Raw genomic sequence first — 17,449 nt, 5'->3', positions numbered from 1 at the left:
CTCTCGTCCGCCGGTCAGGATACGCCTCACTTCATCTTGCAGTCTTTGACATACGGATCGGCGTAATCGGCGAACACCTTTTCCGCGATCTCCGTCTGGAACTTGCCGTCGGGTCGTTTCACGACCTTGGTCAGATAGAAATCCTGGATCGGGTAGTTGTTGGTGTTGAACTTGAACTTGCCGCGCAAGGACTCGAAGTTCGCCTTCTTCATTGCGGCACGCAGGGCCTCCTTGTCGGAAACGTTGCCCTTGGTCTCCTTGAGTGCGGCGTCGATCGCCAATGCCGCGTCATAGGCCTGGAAGGCGTAGGTTGCAGGGATCGAGCCGAATTCCTTCTCATAATCGGCGACGAATTTCTTGTTCTGCGGATTATCCATATTCGGCGCCCAGTTCGACCCGGCAAAGAAACCGAGCGCGGCGTCCTGCTGCGCCGGCAGCGTCGCTTCATCGACGGTGAAAGTCGAGAGGAACATCACCTTGTCGGCAAGACCGGCCTGACGGAATTGCTTGACGAAATTCACGCCCATACCGCCTGGCAGGAACACGAACAGCGCTTCCGGCTTGGCTGCCGCGATGCGTGCCAGCTCCGCCGAGTAATCGAGCTGGTTCAACGGCACATAGACTTCGTCAACGACTTCGCCCTTGAAATAGCGCTTGAAGCCGGCGAGCGAATCCTTACCCGCCTGATAGTTCGGCGCCATGATATAGGCGGTCTTCACGCCTTTATCCTGCGCGTATTTGCCGGCCACCTCGTGCATCTGATCGTTCTGATACGAGGTCACGAAGAAATTCGGATTGCAGTCCTTGCCGGCGAAGTTCGACGTTCCGGCATTCGGGCTGACCAGAATCGCCCCACCATCGGTCACCGGCTTCAGGATCGCCTGCAGCATGTTGGAGAAAACCGGACCGACGACGAAATCCACCTTGTCGCGCTCGACAAAGGCTCGGACCTTCGTCACCGCCACATCAGGCTTCAACTCGTCGTCCTGAACGATGACCTCGACATCCTTGCCGCCGAGCTTGCCGCCGAGATTTTTCACTGCAAGCTGAAAACCGTTGCGCAATTGCTGGCCAATGACGGCCGGAGGTCCCGACAGGGTGGCGATAATGCCGACCTTGACCTTGTCCTGCGCACCCGCCGAAGCGGCGGTCATGGTTAATGCAGCGCCCGCTGCCAATGCAGCAATCATTGTGCTTCTGATCATCGATACACCCTCCGAAACGCCAAAAACAGAAAAGCGCCTCGCCCGCGCCCCTCCGCAGGTCCGGCCACGGATACTTTAGGTTTAAAATATCCGGTAATAAAGCCCGTTTTGCGGGCCGAGGTTGCCTCAATTTACGCTGTCCGCAAAATCGTGCAGTTGTTTCACCTAATGATTTTTGCTCGCGACACCTTTCTGATTTAATGCAACGCAATAATCGCGTGCGAAAGGGAGTTCGCGTCACATGCAAGCGTTGACCGCCGGCATCACCAAGGCCTCCACGGGAATTGACGGCATTTCCTGGAATATTCTCGGCCAGACCTATGTGCCCAAATCGTTGTCCGAGCAGTCCTTTGCCTGGCACGCCACCTTTCCGCCCGGCACCTTTGTGCCGCCGCACATCCATCCGACGCAGGACGAGTTCATTTACATGCTGGAAGGCCGGCTCGATTTTCTGCTGGACGGCCGCGACTATATCGCAACAGCCGGCGACCTCGTGCGCCTGCCGATGCAGGTCCCGCACGGCATCTTTAACAAGCAGGACCAGCCGGTGAAGTGCATGTTCTGGGTCACCCCGACGCGGAAACTTTACGACCTGTTCTGGGGCATTCACTCGATGAAAGAACAGAACCCTGACGAAGTCGTAGCCCTCTCGGCCCGGCATGAGGTGATTTTCCTGCCGCCACCGCCGGCCTGATTTTTTCGTCTTCCCTCTCCGCCGATCCCTCGGTTCGTCATTCCGGGAGCAGCGAGATGCTACTGAAGTTTCGTGTCTTAAAGTCGTCATCGCTCTGAAATACTCATCGGGATCATGTCCCGCTGGCTCAGACGCATGCTTGTCATTGGCATTGCCGCTATTGCGATAGCGGCAATGGCGGCGCTGTGGGGCATCAGCGGCTTTCGGTCGGATGTCCGCGAACTGGCAGCCAACAGCGGCAATCAGGCGTTTGTCGACAAAGCTGAAGCCGCCATTCACTACGAACAGATCATTATGTTCGGCATCCTCGCCATCAGCATTCTGCTGACGACGCTGAACATGGGACTGTTCAAGCGCTCCAGCGACGATACGAAAAATTAGAGCATTTTCGAACAAAGCGGGGTACCGGATTGCCCTATGGCAGCGGGCCTATAACCTCCGTCGTCTCCACGACCTGCTCAGGCATCTGCGCAAATCGTCTGTAGGCTGCAGCATATTTCGACGCCTCCGCGGCCCAATTGAACTTTCGCTCCGCCAATTCCCCCGCGTGTTGTCCGCGCCTGGCGCGCTCGGCCGGATCGCGAATGAGCTGATAGCAAGCATCGGCAAGACCGGAAATGGTATGATCTTGCGAGTAGACCGCTGCCTCTCCGAGCAGCCGCTTTGTTTCCGCAAGCGGATACGCCACGCTCGGAATGCCAAGCGCGGAATACTCGAAGATCTTGTTCATGCTGATCTTGTCGTTGTATTCGGTCGGAGGGTCCGGAACAATTCCGATGTCGAATGAACTCAGATAGGTGAGAAGTTCGTCGCCACTCAAATAGCCGGTAAAAGTCAGGTGCCGGTTCATTTCAAGGCTGCTTGCCAGCTCTCGTACAGAGGCGAGCGCCGGCCCGTCTCCGACGACAACAGCATGCACATCAGGACAGCGGCGTTCATGCACCAGATGTGACATCATGCGCACAAGATGATCGACGCCATCTTGGTCGCCGATGATCCCAAGATAACCAAGAATGCAGCTCGCCTTGGCTCGCACATCCGCACGCGGTTGCGTGCGGCGCATCATCGCCTTGGCCGGAATGCTATAGACGGTAACGACGTCCGACGGCTTCTTGCGGCCACGATGCATCGCGATCTCCCGGAAGCTTTCGTTCGTCGACACGACAATGTCCGCAACCTTGAACGTTGCCCATTCGAGCATCAACATGAGACGGCGGAGAATAATGGTCTTGCCAAACTTTGCGGCAAACAACTCCGGACAGATGTCGTGATGGTCGAAGACAACTTTCTTACCAAAGAGCTTCCATGGCGCTGCGGCCAGGAACAGCAGATCGGGTGGATTGCATATCTGAATCACGTCGAAACCACGTTCACGGTGCACGCGAATGAGCAGCCGGAATTCGTGAAAGAGCGCAGCCATGTATTCAAGTACGAAGCCCAGACGCCCGCGCGCTTCAAACGGCAATGAATGGCGATACACCGCGATTCCGTTGATCTCTTCATAGGTGAGGGGATGACGAGAGGTGCGCGGACAAATCACCGAAACGCGCCAACCGTCGGCATGCAATGCTTGAGCTTCCTGCCAGACACGCCGATCAAAAGGGACCGGTAAATTCTCGACAACGATCACACACGATCGCATCAGTTCCCCCTGTCCCTAATGAAAATAACACTACGATGTTACGCTGACTTGCCTCATGCTTGCTGGCGGCTCTGCGCCCACACGATGGCAGCAACGTCGCACGTGAAATTACGTTGCATGAAACTTGCCAAACTGACCGACCGAGATGTTTTGACGCAAAATACGTGCAGGATTACCTGCAACAGCGGTATGCGGAGGTACATCTTTCGTCACAACACTACCGGCGCCGATCACGCATCCATCTCCGATCTTCACACCGGGTAGAATGATGCTTCGAGCGCCGATGAAACAATTGCGACCGATCACCGTGTCGCATTTGAGTGCACGCGTCATGTCATGCGCGAGAATGGCAACATCAAATGCGACGTAGGTATATTCGTTGATGTGGATGCCTTTGGGATAAGTCTTGTCGAACTTCGCGCTCAACGAAAAGACAACTGTCGGATGGATATCCATCCCCCAAAAACGTACATAGAAAAAGCGTTTCAAGCTGACGAGGAAGCGTTGCAGTTTCAGAAATTGATTGAGCGATCGCATTGCAGGTCTCATGTCTTTGGCGAGACCAGCAACGTAGCGTAAGGACGCTAAGTTTCGTCAACAACTGTTCGCAGCATTTGCAGCGCTGGATATCGCCGCACACAAACGCTGCGCAGAGTGGGAGATATTTAGGCGGCCTTTGCCGCGACCGGCTTGTTCACCTGCTCGCGCGCGAAGCCCGCGGTCGCAGCATAGCCGCGCACGATCGCCTTGCGCTGCTCGTAGGACAAGACGTCGTCGATGTTGGTGAAACCGTCCGGCGCCCGCTCTTCCACCGCGTCGATCACGCCTTCCGGGCCACCCTTGCGATTCATCATCACGATCTGCGTGGTCATGGGCAGCCGCTCCTGTTCATAGGCGAACAGTGCCTGACGCGCATGATCGGCATCGCGCAAGCGATCGGCGAGACAGCGTGCATCGAGGATCGCCTGTGACGCGCCGTTCGAGCCCACCGGATACATCGGATGGGCGGCATCGCCGAGCAGCGTGACGCGACCATGCGACCAGCGCGGCAGCGGATCGCGATCGCACAGCGGATATTCCCAGAATTCCGGTGTCGCTTCGATCAGCGCCTTGGCGTCGCAATAGGGAATGTTGAACCGCTGCACATGCGGCATCAGATCCTCGAACCGGCCGAGACGCGACCAGTCTTCCTTCTTTGGCGTACCACCGCCCTGCCCGACCTTCACCATCACCGCCCAGTTCATCAAGCAGCGGTCCTCACGCGAGCCATCGGCGATCGGATACAGCACCAGCTTGCCGGCCATGCCGCCGGCAATCACCATCGAACGGCCGGTGAGGAATTTCGGCCAGTCGAGCGCACCACGCCAGAGCACCGTGCCGGTGAAGCGCGCCGGCTCTTCGTTCGGAAAAAGCTGCGAACGCACGAAAGAATGAATGCCGTCCGCACCAATGAGGATGTCGCCACGTGCGGTCTTGCGATGCGAGCCGTTGCGGTCGAAGAAATAGGCGGTGACGCCGCCTTCATCCTGGGTGAATGAGCCCAGCCGGTGCCCGGTATGAATGCGCGATTCGCCAAGGCGCGCGCGTGCCGCGGCATAAATGACGCCCTGCAGACGGCCGCGATGGATCGAGAATTGCGGGAAATCGAATCCGGCATCGGTGCCGCGCGGCTCGCGCCAGATCTCCTGGCCGAGGCGGTTGCAATAGATCAGCTCGTAGGTGCGGATGGCCACCGCATCGAGCCGATCCAGCAGCCCGACCTGTGCGAGTTCCTTGATCGCATGCGGCAGGGTGTTGATACCGACGCCGAGCTCCCGAATCTGGTCCGACTGCTCAAAAACTTCGCAATCGATGCCACGGGCCTGCAGCATCAGGGCGGCCGTCAGTCCGCCAACGCCCCCACCAACAATAATCGCCTTCATACGCCAAACGCCTCACGTCACCGGTTCGCTGGCATCATGCCTTTGGGCACAGCACAAGCGCAATGAAATCAGGCCGGCTTGGTTGACGAGAGCACCGGCTTGGCTCTGCCAATCACGCAACGGTAACATGTTCTTGATGCCGTCGTTAACCCCGTTGCGAAGCGGCGTAACCTCAGGTTAAGCATTTGTTGACGATATCCCGCACGCCCAATACCCTTGCAACGGCCGTAAATTACCGGGAACGGCCGGCGGGAATTTTTCATTGCACTGATTTTTAAGCTTTGGGGACCAAGCCCTTAAGGGGGGCTTTTTCGATGCTGGACGCAGTTCTGGCCTTGAACGAAACGGACATGCAGGTGTTCGATTTCGCCTCTCAGGCTGCGCCGCCCGCTGGGGAGCCAGCCGGCCACATTACCGTGCCCGATGCACATCTCCTCTTCAATGGCGAATTCAAACGCGTCGGCACGAGCGATCTCAAAATCGTCGGCGACGACGGGGCGTCATTCTTCATCCGCGACTATTTCGCCACTGACAAACTCTCGCATCTGATTTCACCGGAAGGCGCAACGCTCAGCGCCAGTGTTGTCGCCGCATTGGCAGGACCATTGGCGCCGGGGCAATCCGCGCAGGCCGGCGCGCAACAAGCGGCGCAGCCGGTCATCGGCCGTGTCGATGCCCTTTCCGGCAGTTGCAATGTGATCCGCAACGGCGTCTCCGTCGCGCTGAATATCGGCGACACCGTGCGCAAGGGCGACGTCGTGCAGACGGCCGGCGGCTCGGCCGTGGCGATCGTGTTCGCCGACGGCTCGACCTTCAGCCTCAACGCCAATGCCCGCATGGTGCTGGATGACTTCGTTTATAACGCGGGCGGCGCGGGCAATTCGGCGCTGATCAGCCTCGTGCAAGGCACCTTCAGCTTCGTTGCCGGACAGGTGGCAAAAACCGGCGACATGCGTGTCGATACGCCGGTCGCGACCATGGGCATCCGCGGCACCGCCGTGCTGGTGGAAATTTCCGCCAATGACGGACAGACGCGCTTCTCTGTCATGGTCGAACCGGATGGCACCACCGGCTCTTTCAATATTTACGACAGGGCCACCGGCTCGCTGATCGGGACCGTCAACAATGCTGGTGTGGGCTGGCTGCTGATCCCGTCCGGACCGCTGCAAGTGGTGGCGCAGCAAGTCCAGAAGACGCCGGCGCAGTTGCAGCAGGAAAACGCGATCGTCCAGCAGATCTTCACGATCTTCAACAATAACCAGCAAAACCCGTTCGTCCCCGACCAGCAGCAACAGGACGATCCAAGCCGGCGCGGCGACAACCCGAACGATCCCAATCCGCAGACCGCGCAGGGCGGCGGTGGCGGATCGGGCGGTCTTCTCGCCGGCGGCGATCCTTCCCTGGGGTCATCTCCCGGCATCGTCAATGGTCTGCCGCAGCCGGGGACGTACGTTTTCAAGCTGCCGCCGCTGCCCGGCGTTCCGCCTCCCGTTATTCCGGGAGACACATCCAATGTCGTGACGGTTGTCGTGACGCCGAACAAACCGCCAGTTGCGGTGAATGATCCTGACGGATCAAGCGGTGGCGGCGATGTCACCGAGAATGACAGCGATCCGGAGGGCGGCAGCATTGTCGTCGCATCGGTAAGACCTCTTCCAGACGGCGAGCGAATTTTTATCGTTACCGACGAAACAGAAGTTCCCAGCGTTTACGGCAAGCTGATTATCAGCCCCGACGGCACCTACAGCTTCGTTCCGAATGAGGCATTCGCTCAGTTCGGGCAAGGTCAGATCGCCGAGCAATTCGAGTACACGATCCGCGATCCCTTCGGAGCAACCGCATCGGCGGTTTTGACCATCAAGGGTGTGAATGACGCGCCAGAAGTGACCGGTGCGATCACTGGCGAAGCAATCGAAAATGGTGAGGCGATCACGCTCGATGCATTGGCGAATGCGTCGGACATTGACATTGGAACTACATTGTCGGTCGTCAACGTACCCGAAACCTTGCCGCCAGGGGTGACCTACGACACGGAAACGCACTCCTTCACGCTCGATCCGAGTCACCCGGAATACCAAACACTCGCGGCGGGCGAGCAGATCACCGTACAAGTCTCTTACGCCGTTTTCGATGGTTTTGTTTCGATTCCAGCATCGGTATCTTGGACTGTCACAGGGACGAACGACGCGCCGACCGCGCATACAGACACAAATACTGTCGCAGCCGCCGGCCAGCTCGGCGGCGAATGGACGCTTGGCGATCCGCTGGCCACTGGTAATGTCCTGGCCAACGACACCGATCCCGATGAGGGCGGCTCCCTGACGGTCGTCGGCGTTCGAGCGGGCGACCATCCCGAAGGCGTGACCGGAAAGGTCAACACGATCATTCAGGGTACTTACGGCTTTCTCCTGCTGAAGGAGAACGGCAGCTACATTTACACGCTGAACAATTTTGATCTCGATACGATCCGGCTCAGCGAAGGGGAAACCGGCACTGAGATTTTCACCTACACCATACAGGATTCCGATGGGTTGCAATCAACCACGACCCTGACAATCGATGTGCACGGGGCCAACAACGCGCCGGTCATTAGCGGCGGCAGTCGTTCCGGCTCTGTCACCGAAGACGCACCCGTTAATTCGGTTTTTGGCACCCTGACAAAAATCGACGTCGACAATGACGACACTGCGGATAACGATGTCTGGTCTGTCGAGGCGCGTCAGGGACAGGGGCAGAACGGCAGCCACATAGTCCACGGCACTTACGGCACACTGAACATCGACCAGACCGGCCAGTGGACCTATACGCTCGACAACACGCTATCGGCCACGCAAGCACTTCAGACCGGCGACGCGCCAACGGAAATCTTCACTGTCCGGGTCACCGATTCCCATGGAGCGTCCGATACACAGACCATAAGGGTGACGGTCCATGGTGTGGACGAGCCTGGCTGTAACCAGCCACCGGTCATCAGCGTCGATAACATCTCCGCAAGCACGGTAGGACAACATACAACCTTCTTTGGTCTTAGATTTTCAGATGCCGATGACAATGGCGAAGACCTGTACCAGGTCACCATTACGTCTAATCCCGAACACGGCGGCACTCTCAGCCTAGGAATCGATGGCGAGCCCCCGAACAATACGATTTCGTTTACTGAAACTCTCACTACGATCAACCAGGCTCTGCAGTGCGCGGGCAGCATTACCTACTGGAATCCGCCTCCTCAGAATAACCACGACTTGATCGATACCATTACTGTTTCAATTGTGGAGAAAAGCGGCGGCATTGATACTGCCAATTTCATCTTCAATGTCTTTGACAACAACCATACCGGCGTGAACCTCGTCGGAACTGACGGGAAAGACGTACTTTTCGGTACCGGCCGTGAGGACAGTTATTTCGGCGGTGCAGGTTCCGATCTTTTCGTTTTCAAGAAGCACGACGCGAGCACCTCCGTTCAGGACGTCATCGTCGACTTCACCACCGGTGAGGACAAGATCGCACTGTACGACTTCGATGCCGAATACGTGCTCTCGCATATCACCTACGACGATTTGGGGGCTCGCATCGATCTGGGGAATAACCAATCAATCTTGCTACCAGGGTATACTGACCAGCTACCTCCGCTCTCTCAGAGCGACTTCATCTTCCACCAGAACGGTTTCTTGCTTGTTTAGCACCCGTGCGGTTGACCCACGCTTCGGCGGAACCGCGACAGGTCGGACCTTTTGTGGCATTCCGTACTGTGCCATTAATCACTGACAGGCCGGGGCAGCGGCGTAACAGGCAGATGCAAATAGACCGCCGATGGCAAGCGATCCACAAAAAGCCGGCGCTCCCCCCTCCGAACTCACCGCCGCGCTACAGGCTTGCCGTACTGCGCTGATCGGCGTCGGCGCGTTCTCCGCGGTCAGCAACATCCTGATGCTGACCGGTTCGGTCTTCATGCTCGAAGTCTATGATCGCGTGCTGCCGAGCAAATCGGTGCCGACGCTGATCGGGCTGTGCGTGATCGCGGCCTTCCTGTTCGCGATGCTCGGCATCATCGATCTCATCCGCTCGCGTATCATGGTGCGAATCGGCGCCAGCCTCGACGAAGCCTTGAGCGGGCGCGTCTACGAGACGCTGATCCGGCTGCCGCTCAAGGCGGGCAATCGCAGCGACGGCCTGCAGCCGCTGCGCGACCTCGACAATGTGCGCTCGTTTCTCTCCGGCTCCGGCCCGATCGCGTTTTTTGATCTGCCCTGGCTGCCGGTTTATCTCGCGATCTGTTTCGTCTTCTTCCATTTCTGGATCGGCTTCGCCGCGCTGATCGGCGCGATCATCCTCGTCACGCTGACGATCCTCACCGAACGCTGGACCAAACAGCCGACGCACGAGACAACGCGCCACGCGCTGATGCGCAACGGCCTCGCCGAAATCTCGATCCGCAATGCGGAAGCGATCAGCGCCATGGGCATGGTGTCACGCATCGCCGATGGCTGGGCGGAAGCCAACCGCCGCTACATGGCGAGCCACGGCCGCGCCAGCGACGTGGCCGGCGGCCTCGGCGCGATCTCGAAATCCTTCCGCATGCTGGTGCAGTCCGGCGTGCTCGCGGTCGGCGCATGGCTCGTCATCAATCAGCAGGCCTCCGCCGGCATCATCATCGCCGGCTCGATCCTGTCCGCGCGGGCATTGGCGCCGGTCGATCTTGCGATCGCCAACTGGAAAGGCTTCCAGGCCGCACGGCAAAGCTGGGCGCGCCTCAACCGGCTGCTGTCTCTCTTCCCGCCGCAAAAGGAGATGATGGCGCTGCAGGCGCCGACAACAAATCTGTCGGTGGAGAATATCGCCGCGGCACCGCCGGGCACGCAGAAGATCGTTCTGCAGGAGGTCGCCTTCACCATTCCCGCCGGCAGCGGCCTTGGAATCATCGGACCGAGCGCGTCCGGAAAATCGTCGCTGGCGCGATTGCTGGTCGGCCTGTGGCAGCCCGTGCGCGGCAACGTGCGGCTCGATGGCGCCGCGCTCGATCAATGGATGCCGGAAACACTCGGCCGGCATATCGGCTATCTGCCGCAAAATGTGGAATTGCTGGCGGGCAGCGTGGCGCAGAATATCGCGCGGTTCGAACCCAATGCCGATCCCGAGGCGATCGTCAATGCGGCCAAGACGGCCGGTGTGCACGACCTGATCGTGCGTCTGCCGGACGGCTACGAGACCCAGGTCGGCGAACAGGGCAGCGCGCTTTCGTCCGGTCAGGCGCAGCGCATCGCCCTTGCCCGCGCATTGTATGGCGACCCGTTCCTGGTCGTGCTCGATGAGCCGAATTCCAATCTCGATTACGAAGGCGACGAGGCGCTCGCCCGCGCTGTCATGAGCGTGCGCAAGCGTGGCGGCATCGCCGTTATCGTGGCGCACCGGCCGAGCGCACTGGAGGCGGTCGATCTCATTCTCGTCCTCAGCAACGGCCGCATGCAGCATCCCGTCGGCCCGAAAGACATGGTGCTGCCGAAAGTGCTACAACGGCCCCCGCAGCCGCTGAAAGTCGTGCCCGAGACGAGAGGGACGTCCGCATGAGCACACCATCCACCGCACAGCCGTCGATCCGACGGCATATCCTGGCCGGCGCGGTTGTCGTCGGCGTTCTGGTCATCGGCTTCGGCGGCTGGGCCGGCACGACGCAATTGTCCGGCGCACTGATCGCGCCTGGACAGATCGTGGTCGATTCCAACGTCAAAAAGGTGCAGCATCCGACCGGCGGGATCGTCGGTGAAGTGCGCGTCCAGGACGGGGACAGGGTTAAATCGGGCGATATCGTTGTCCGCCTCGACGAAACGGTAACCGGTGCCAACCTTGCCATCGTCACGCGCGGGCTGAACGAGCTCCGGGCGCGCAAGGCGCGGCTCGAGGCCGAGCGCGATGGCGTGACCGAAATGTCCTTCCCCAAATCGCTGACCGAAGTCGCGAATGACCCCGATGTACGGGCGATCATCGATGGCGAACGCAAATTGTTCGAATTGCGCCGCACCTCCCGCGCCGGGCAGAAATCGCAATTGCAGCAGCGCATCAATCAGTTGCAGGAAGAAATCACCGGCCACACCGCGCAGCGCAACGCCAAGGCCAAGGAAGTCGAGCTGATCGAACGCGAGCTTGCCGGTGTACGCGATCTCTACAGCAAGAATCTCATCCAGTTGAACCGACTCACCCAGCTCGAACGTGAAGCCACGCGCCTCGAAGGCGAGCGCGGCCTGCTCGTCGCCACCACGGCACAGGCCAAGGGCAAAATCAACGAACTGGAATTGCAGATCATCCAGATCGATCAGGAATTATCGAGCGAAGTGGCCAAGGAAATGCGCGACGTCGATGCCAGAATCGGCGAATTCGTCGAGCGCAAGGTCACGGCGGAAGACCAGCTTCGCCGGATCGACATCCGCGCGCCGCAGGACGGCACGGTATTTCAGTCGACTGTTCATACCGTCGGCGGCGTCATCTCGGCGGGCGACGCGATCATGCTGATCGTGCCCAACGCAGACAATCTGACCGTCGAGGCCAAGGTCAATCCGCAGGACATCAATCAGCTTCAGCTCGGTCAGAAAGCCGTTCTGCGGTTCACCGCGTTCAACCAGCAGAGCACGCCGGAAATCGACGGAACCGTGTCGCGCATCTCGGCCGATATCGCGATCGACCAGCGCACCGGCCTTGGCTATTACACCATCCGCATCGCCCTGCCGGCGGCGGAAGTGGCGCGGCTGGGCGATGTCAAACTTGTGCCTGGCATGCCGGTCGAAGCCTTTGTACAAACAGGCGACCGCACGGTCATGTCATATCTGATGAAACCGCTGAGCGATCACTTCAATCGCGCGTTTCGTGAGAAATAACGCCCTTCCTCAGTTCGGTATTCAAGTCATTTAAGCCGTGGCCAACAAGATTGCCCAGCGACTGAAGCTTCTCCGGGAGAAGCGGCGCGCCAGTCAGAAACAGCGGAGGTTCAATCTGCTCAAGTGGTTCGGCCTCCGCCGGACCTCGGGCTTTCTTCTGCTGGCAGCTTTCATCGCGCTCCGCATCTGGGATCCGGCGCAGCTTGAGAATCTGCGGCTGCGCGGCTTCGACCTGTATCAGACACTGAAGCCCCGCGTCGCCAAGCTGAAGCCGGTCGTGATCGTCGATATCGATGAAGCAAGCTTGCAAGCGATGGGGCAATGGCCATGGCCGCGAACATTGCTGGCCGAGTTGACCGATAAGATCCAGGCTGCCGGCAGCGCCGCCATCGGCTTCGATATTATCATGTCGGAACCGGACCGCATGTCGCCGGCGCTTGTTGCGAATTCCCTGCCGCAGATCGATGCGCAAACGCGCGCAAAGATGAAAGAGTTTCCGAGCAACGACGACGTCTTGGCGCAAAGCATCGCGAAGTCCAGGGTTATCCTTGGTCAGTCAGCGATCGTCACAGCAACTCCCGATGCACCCGAGATGCCGCGCACCGGCATTGCCACCATCGGCCCCGATCCGTCCCCATTCCTGATCTCCTTTGATGGCATGTTGCGCAATATGCCGGTGCTGGAAACGGCGGCTGCCGGCCGAGGCGTGCTGACGCTGCGCAGCGAGCGGGACGGCGTTGTGCGCCGCGTTCCGCTGGTGATGAAAGCGGGCGATCAGATCGTTCCGGCCATGTCGCTGGAGATGCTGCGTGTCGTCACCGGCTCCGGCGCGATTCTGATCCGCACCGATCCTGTCGGCATTCGCGCCGTTGCCGTCCCCGGCCTGGAATTGCCGACCGACGAGAATGGCCAGATGTGGGTCAATTACACGCGGCAGGACGCTGGCCGCTATGTATCCGCGAAAGATGTGCTGGAGGGCAAAATACCGGCCGACCGCCTCGCTGGCCGCCTCGTCCTGATCGGCACATCGGCTGTCGGGCTTCTCGATATCAAGGCGACGCCGGTGGAAACGGCGATGCCAGGCGTCGAAATCCACGCGCAAGTGCTCGAAAACGCATTGACGCAATCGGTGCTGTCGCGACCGAATTATGCCGTCGGCGTCGAGATCGTTGTGACCGCGCTGGTCGGCATCATCCTTGTGGTCGTATCGCCGTGGATCGGCGCAATGACGTTGATCGCGCTCGGGTTGTCGATCGCAGCACTGCTCGCGGCCAGCTCGTGGTATATGTACACGCAGCACGGCCTGCTATTCGATGTGACGTTTCCGCTGATCGCGATCTTCGCCACCTACATGACGCTGGTCTTCATCAATTACTTCCGCGAACAGGCGGACCGCCGCCGCATCCGTTCTGCCTTCAGCCGCTATCTGTCGCCCGATCTGGTCGAGCAACTTGCCAATTCGCCAAAGAAGCTCGTGCTCGGCGGCGAGACGCGCACCATGACGATCCTGTTCAGCGATGTACGCGGGTTCACCACCATTTCGGAAAGCTTCAAAGATGATCCGCAAGGCCTGACTCTGTTGATGAACAGGCTGCTGACGCCTTTGACCAACGCGATTGTCGAGCGCAAAGGGACGATCGATAAATATATCGGCGATGCGATCATGGCGTTCTGGAATGCGCCGCTGGACGACAACGATCATGAAAGCCATGCCTGTGCCGCCGCTCTCGATATGCTGCGCAAGATGTCGGAACTGAACCGGGAGCGTCAGGCCGAAGCGCAGGAAGACGGCAAGCCGTTCTTTCCGATCAATATCGGCCTCGGCATTAATACCGGCACCTGCGTGGTCGGCAATATGGGCTCCGACCTGCGTTTCGATTATTCGGTGCTGGGCGATTCTGTGAACCTCGCGTCGCGTCTCGAAAGCCGTTCGAAATCGTACGGCACGCCGATCATTCTTGGCGCAAAGACAGCGGAGAAAGTGGGTGACAAATTTGCCACGATCCAGATCGACTTCATTACAGTGAAGGGCAAGACCGAGCCTGAAAGCGTCTATGCACTTATCGGCGATGAAGCTGTCGCCAAGAGCGATGAATTCACGTCCTTCGTTGCGCTCGTCAAGGACATGATGGGCCGCTATCGGCAACGAGACTGGCCGGGCGCCGAAAGGGCGTTGCAGCAAGCCAAATCCCTGCCGCAGACATTCGGACTGACGGACATGCTCGACCTCTATCAGGCCCGGATCGATGCGTTCCGCGTCACGCCGCCGCCAGCACAATGGGACGGCGTCTTTGCATTCGATACGAAATAATGCCGCAACACGACAGTTCATCGCGCACTGCGGAAATTTGCGCTAGTGCGGTGGTTCTGACGTTCCGATCACTGGCGCGACACGTCTTTCATCGGAACGTCAGAACCAAAACCGCACTAGAATCAGAAAGCTGCTCGTGTTCTTTAATCTCCAGCGCTCGTACGAGAGATTGCGGCAAGGGAATACGAGCGTTGGAAACAGAACACTAGTGATCCAAATCCAGGATCGCTTACGATATGGATAGTTTAAGAGCCTGAACGGCCGAGGACGGGGCGAAGCAATCAATGTCGGAATTCACGATTCGTTTCTGGGGCGTGCGCGGCTCAATCCCGTGCCCCGGACCAGCGACGCAGCGCTATGGGGGCAACACGCCATGTATCGAGGTCCGCTGCGGCGACCGCCTGATCATCCTCGATGCCGGCACCGGTCTGCGCGAACTCGGCAATACGCTTCTTGCGCAAGGAGACGATATCGACGCTGATATCCTGCTGACGCATTGCCATTACGACCATGTCGCCGGCCTTCCGTTTTTTGCGCCGTTCTACCAGCCGCAACACCGATTTCGTCTCTGGGCGGGAAATCTGTTGCCCGATTTCCGGTTAAAGGCGGTGATGCAGATGATGATGAGTGAGCCGCTTTTCCCGATCGGAATCGAGACATTCCAGGCGGTGATCGACTATCGCGATTTCACCGCCGGCCAGACCATCGTGCTCGGCGAGGTCACCGTGCGGACCATTGCACTCCGCCATCCGGGCGGGGCGACTGGCTACCGGATCGACTATGCCGGCCGGTCGGTGGCGTATCTGACCGATAATGAAGGGCGCCGTGAGGATCACGACGCCGCGCTGGTGGCATTGACGCGGGACGCCGATCTCGTGATCTACGATACAACCTATACTGAGGACGAGATCGACGCCAAGAAGGGCTGGGGCCATTCCACCTGGCGCGACGGCATGCGGCTCGCCGATGCCGCAGGGGTAAAGACTTTTTGCCTATTCCATCACGCGCCCGAACACGACGACGATACGATGGATGCTATTCTCGCCGAGGCGCGGGCGGTGCGTCCGGGCACCATCGCCGCCATGGAGCAGGCCGTCATCCGCTTGTAGCAAAGCCCGGCCATGGCAGCGCCGACGCGCTATTGAGGCATTCGATTCTTGCCCGCCCCTGCCGGGCGTGAAACATATTGAGCTTGGGCCCGACCCGCCGATCGGCCATCGGAGTGACCAATGGATTTCAACATCATCTACGCCTATCTGGTGGACCTCATCATATCCAAGATGGATCTGGCGAATCTGCTGGGCCTGATCGGAGGCATTTTCTACGTCGCATCGGTGACGCTGCGCACCATGATCCCACTGCGCATCGCGGCGATCATCAGCAATATCCTGTTCATGGGCTATGGCGTGCTGGCCAAGGCATTGCCGACCTTCTTCATGTATGCGGTGCTGCTGCCGATCAACTGCGTGCGCCTCTATCAGATCCAGCAACTGGTGAAGCGGGTGAAGGTTGCCTCGCAGGGCGACCTCGACATGGAGTGGCTGAAGCCATTCATGACCAAGCGCAACTTCAAGGCTGGCGACACTCTGTTCCACAAAGGCGATGTCGCCAATGCGATGTACTACACCGTCACCGGCAAATTCCTCGTCAAGGAATTCAATATCGTGCTGCCGCCCGGCCGCGTCATGGGCGAGCTCGGTTTCTTGTCGCCGGACAACAAGCGCACCGCGACGGTCGAGTGCCTGGAAGACGGGCAAGTGCTGTTCATCATCTACGACAAGGTCCGCGAATTGTATTTCCAGGACCCGGACTTCGGTTTTTATTTCCTGAAGCTCACCAGCGAGCGGCTATTGCAGAATATTGCACAGCTGGAAGACGAACTGGAAAGCTGCAAGGCCCGGGTGCGGGAACTGGAAGCAGCACAAGCATGATCCGGAAAAGTGGGTACCGGTTTTCCGAAGATCATGCGAACGAAACAACGCGCTACATAATTTCAGAGGCCGAAAGCGCGAGGCTGGCATAGTCCGGCGCATCCCCGTCACGCCCGAACCGCGCCAGCACGCGATAGCGTTTGAACAGCAGCGTCGATCGCAGGTCAGCCATCACCAATGTGCGGTTGTCGAGAACGATCCAGCGACCGTCGTGACGAACGGCGACCACCGCATGATCCGAACGCAGCTTTGGATCATGCACGATCAGCAATTGCAGATTGCTTTCGGCAAAGCCAGCCTCACGCAAGGCGAGATACTTGAGGAGGGCATAATCCTCGCAATCGCCGACACCGGCTCGTAATGTCTCCAGCGGCGTCGACCAATGATCGCGAACGCCGAAGCGTTGCAGATCGCTCACCGGCCGGATCATCAGATTGACAGTGCGATTGATTTCGCCAATTCGCGCCAACCCAACGCGGGCTCGCGCAGCATCGACAATGTCTCCAAATCGCTTATCTTCGATGGCGCAAGCCTCGGCATCGACCCGGCATGCGTCAAGACGCGCCGCATCATCGCTCATCTGAGTTTGGGCGAGATGCCACTTCACGGCCATTGAAGAGCGCGGCTGCAACATCAACGCGCTGCTGAATTCATCCCGCGCCAGCGCATGATGACTGGCGCCGGCACATAGCCCCGCTGCGACCAGACTGACAGTCAAAAAACGCAACATTGGCCGCTCCCACAGAGCGCGCTATCGATTATTCTATATAGCCGCGGCTCGGTGACGACCATCCTCAGGCCGGCCAGATACAATCTCGTTAAACCGCTATAAGCGCGTGGCGAGATAGTGAATTCTTTATCTCGGACGCGGTGTGGAC

The 17,449-nt window shown here is 59.0% G+C and carries 13 protein-coding genes; 8 read left to right on the top strand and 5 right to left on the bottom strand.

The genetic code is table 11. The features are described 5' to 3' along the window. Positions 1-26: 26 nt before the first annotated feature. Positions 27-1,205: an ABC transporter substrate-binding protein gene (locus tag CAK95_RS09880; RefSeq protein WP_086087766.1), complete on the bottom strand. Its 1,179-nt coding sequence runs from the start codon at positions 1,203-1,205 to the stop codon at positions 27-29. Between the two features lie 241 nt (positions 1,206-1,446). On the opposite strand from CAK95_RS09880, the gene CAK95_RS09875 reads away from it, so the two are divergent. Next, complete coding sequence (locus tag CAK95_RS09875) at positions 1,447-1,899, top strand: cupin domain-containing protein (RefSeq protein ID WP_086087765.1); 453 nt, start codon at positions 1,447-1,449, stop codon at positions 1,897-1,899. Between the two features lie 135 nt (positions 1,900-2,034). After that, a complete protein-coding gene (locus tag CAK95_RS09870) occupies positions 2,035-2,280 on the top strand; it encodes a hypothetical protein (RefSeq protein WP_086087764.1) in 246 nt (81 codons plus the stop codon). Positions 2,281-2,314: 34 nt separating this feature from the next. On the opposite strand, the gene CAK95_RS09865 is transcribed toward CAK95_RS09870, so the two are convergent. The 3 genes from CAK95_RS09865 to CAK95_RS09855 form a co-directional block, all read right to left on the bottom strand. Next, on the bottom strand, positions 2,315-3,541 hold the full coding sequence (locus tag CAK95_RS09865; protein WP_086087763.1) for a glycosyltransferase family 4 protein: 1,227 nt from the start codon (positions 3,539-3,541) through the stop codon (positions 2,315-2,317). 108 nt (positions 3,542-3,649) lie between these two features. Beyond that, positions 3,650-4,078 carry an acyltransferase gene (locus CAK95_RS09860; RefSeq protein WP_086087762.1) on the bottom strand — a complete coding sequence of 143 codons (429 nt, stop codon included), beginning with the start codon at positions 4,076-4,078 and terminating at the stop codon, positions 3,650-3,652. A gap of 128 nt (positions 4,079-4,206) precedes the next feature. After that, on the bottom strand, positions 4,207-5,463 hold the full coding sequence (locus CAK95_RS09855) for a flavin-dependent oxidoreductase (RefSeq protein ID WP_086087761.1): 1,257 nt from the start codon (positions 5,461-5,463) through the stop codon (positions 4,207-4,209). Between the two features lie 314 nt (positions 5,464-5,777). Here CAK95_RS09855 and CAK95_RS09850 point away from each other — a divergent pair, with 314 nt between their 5' ends. From CAK95_RS09850 to CAK95_RS09825, 6 genes are all read left to right on the top strand, one after another. Beyond that, entirely contained in the window at positions 5,778-9,143 is a 3,366-nt protein-coding gene (locus tag CAK95_RS09850) for a VCBS domain-containing protein (protein WP_086087760.1), read from the top strand. Positions 9,144-9,273: 130 nt separating this feature from the next. Further along, on the top strand, positions 9,274-11,028 hold the full coding sequence (locus CAK95_RS09845) for a type I secretion system permease/ATPase (RefSeq protein ID WP_086087759.1): 1,755 nt from the start codon (positions 9,274-9,276) through the stop codon (positions 11,026-11,028). Next, the gene (locus tag CAK95_RS09840; protein WP_086087758.1) at positions 11,025-12,329 is read left to right on the top strand and encodes an HlyD family type I secretion periplasmic adaptor subunit; all 1,305 of its coding nucleotides are present in this window, start codon (positions 11,025-11,027) and stop codon (positions 12,327-12,329) included. Before CAK95_RS09845 ends, CAK95_RS09840 begins: the two co-directional genes overlap by 4 nt. A 37-nt stretch (positions 12,330-12,366) precedes the next feature. Beyond that, positions 12,367-14,640 carry a CHASE2 domain-containing protein gene (locus CAK95_RS09835; RefSeq protein WP_086087757.1) on the top strand — a complete coding sequence of 758 codons (2,274 nt, stop codon included), beginning with the start codon at positions 12,367-12,369 and terminating at the stop codon, positions 14,638-14,640. A gap of 284 nt (positions 14,641-14,924) precedes the next feature. Continuing rightward, positions 14,925-15,749, top strand: coding sequence for an MBL fold metallo-hydrolase (locus CAK95_RS09830; protein WP_086087756.1), 825 nt, complete (start codon positions 14,925-14,927; stop codon positions 15,747-15,749). 120 nt (positions 15,750-15,869) lie between these two features. Further along, the gene (locus CAK95_RS09825) at positions 15,870-16,571 is read left to right on the top strand and encodes a Crp/Fnr family transcriptional regulator (RefSeq protein ID WP_245303694.1); all 702 of its coding nucleotides are present in this window, start codon (positions 15,870-15,872) and stop codon (positions 16,569-16,571) included. A 52-nt stretch (positions 16,572-16,623) separates the two neighbouring features. Here the strand turns inward: CAK95_RS09825 and CAK95_RS09820 are convergent, their stop codons facing one another. Further along, positions 16,624-17,301 (bottom strand): transglutaminase-like cysteine peptidase, encoded by a 678-nt coding sequence (locus tag CAK95_RS09820; RefSeq protein ID WP_086087755.1) that lies wholly within the window; start codon positions 17,299-17,301, stop codon positions 16,624-16,626. Between the last annotated feature and the right edge of the window lie 148 nt (positions 17,302-17,449).

The organism is Pseudorhodoplanes sinuspersici, from assembly GCF_002119765.1.
GTDB lineage: Bacteria > Pseudomonadota > Alphaproteobacteria > Rhizobiales > Xanthobacteraceae > Pseudorhodoplanes > Pseudorhodoplanes sinuspersici.
This window is presented reverse-complemented; position numbering and strand designations above follow the sequence as displayed.

Excerpts from the sequence above, each read along its gene's own strand:
- CAK95_RS09880 (WP_086087766.1), bottom strand. The coding sequence starts at position 1,205 with ATGATCAGAAGCACAATGATTGCTGCATTGGCAGCGGGCGCTGCATTA.
- CAK95_RS09820 (WP_086087755.1), bottom strand. The coding sequence starts at position 17,301 with ATGTTGCGTTTTTTGACTGTCAGTCTGGTCGCAGCGGGGCTATGTGCC.
- CAK95_RS09855 (WP_086087761.1), bottom strand. The coding sequence starts at position 5,463 with ATGAAGGCGATTATTGTTGGTGGGGGCGTTGGCGGACTGACGGCCGCC.
- CAK95_RS09870 (WP_086087764.1), top strand. The coding sequence starts at position 2,035 with ATGCTTGTCATTGGCATTGCCGCTATTGCGATAGCGGCAATGGCGGCG.
- CAK95_RS09840 (WP_086087758.1), top strand. The coding sequence starts at position 11,025 with ATGAGCACACCATCCACCGCACAGCCGTCGATCCGACGGCATATCCTG.
- CAK95_RS09830 (WP_086087756.1), top strand. The coding sequence starts at position 14,925 with ATGTCGGAATTCACGATTCGTTTCTGGGGCGTGCGCGGCTCAATCCCG.
- CAK95_RS09875 (WP_086087765.1), top strand. The coding sequence starts at position 1,447 with ATGCAAGCGTTGACCGCCGGCATCACCAAGGCCTCCACGGGAATTGAC.
- CAK95_RS09845 (WP_086087759.1), top strand. The coding sequence starts at position 9,274 with ATGGCAAGCGATCCACAAAAAGCCGGCGCTCCCCCCTCCGAACTCACC.
- CAK95_RS09860 (WP_086087762.1), bottom strand. The coding sequence starts at position 4,078 with ATGCGATCGCTCAATCAATTTCTGAAACTGCAACGCTTCCTCGTCAGC.
- CAK95_RS09825 (WP_245303694.1), top strand. The coding sequence starts at position 15,870 with ATGGATTTCAACATCATCTACGCCTATCTGGTGGACCTCATCATATCC.
- CAK95_RS09865 (WP_086087763.1), bottom strand. The coding sequence starts at position 3,541 with ATGCGATCGTGTGTGATCGTTGTCGAGAATTTACCGGTCCCTTTTGAT.
- CAK95_RS09850 (WP_086087760.1), top strand. The coding sequence starts at position 5,778 with ATGCTGGACGCAGTTCTGGCCTTGAACGAAACGGACATGCAGGTGTTC.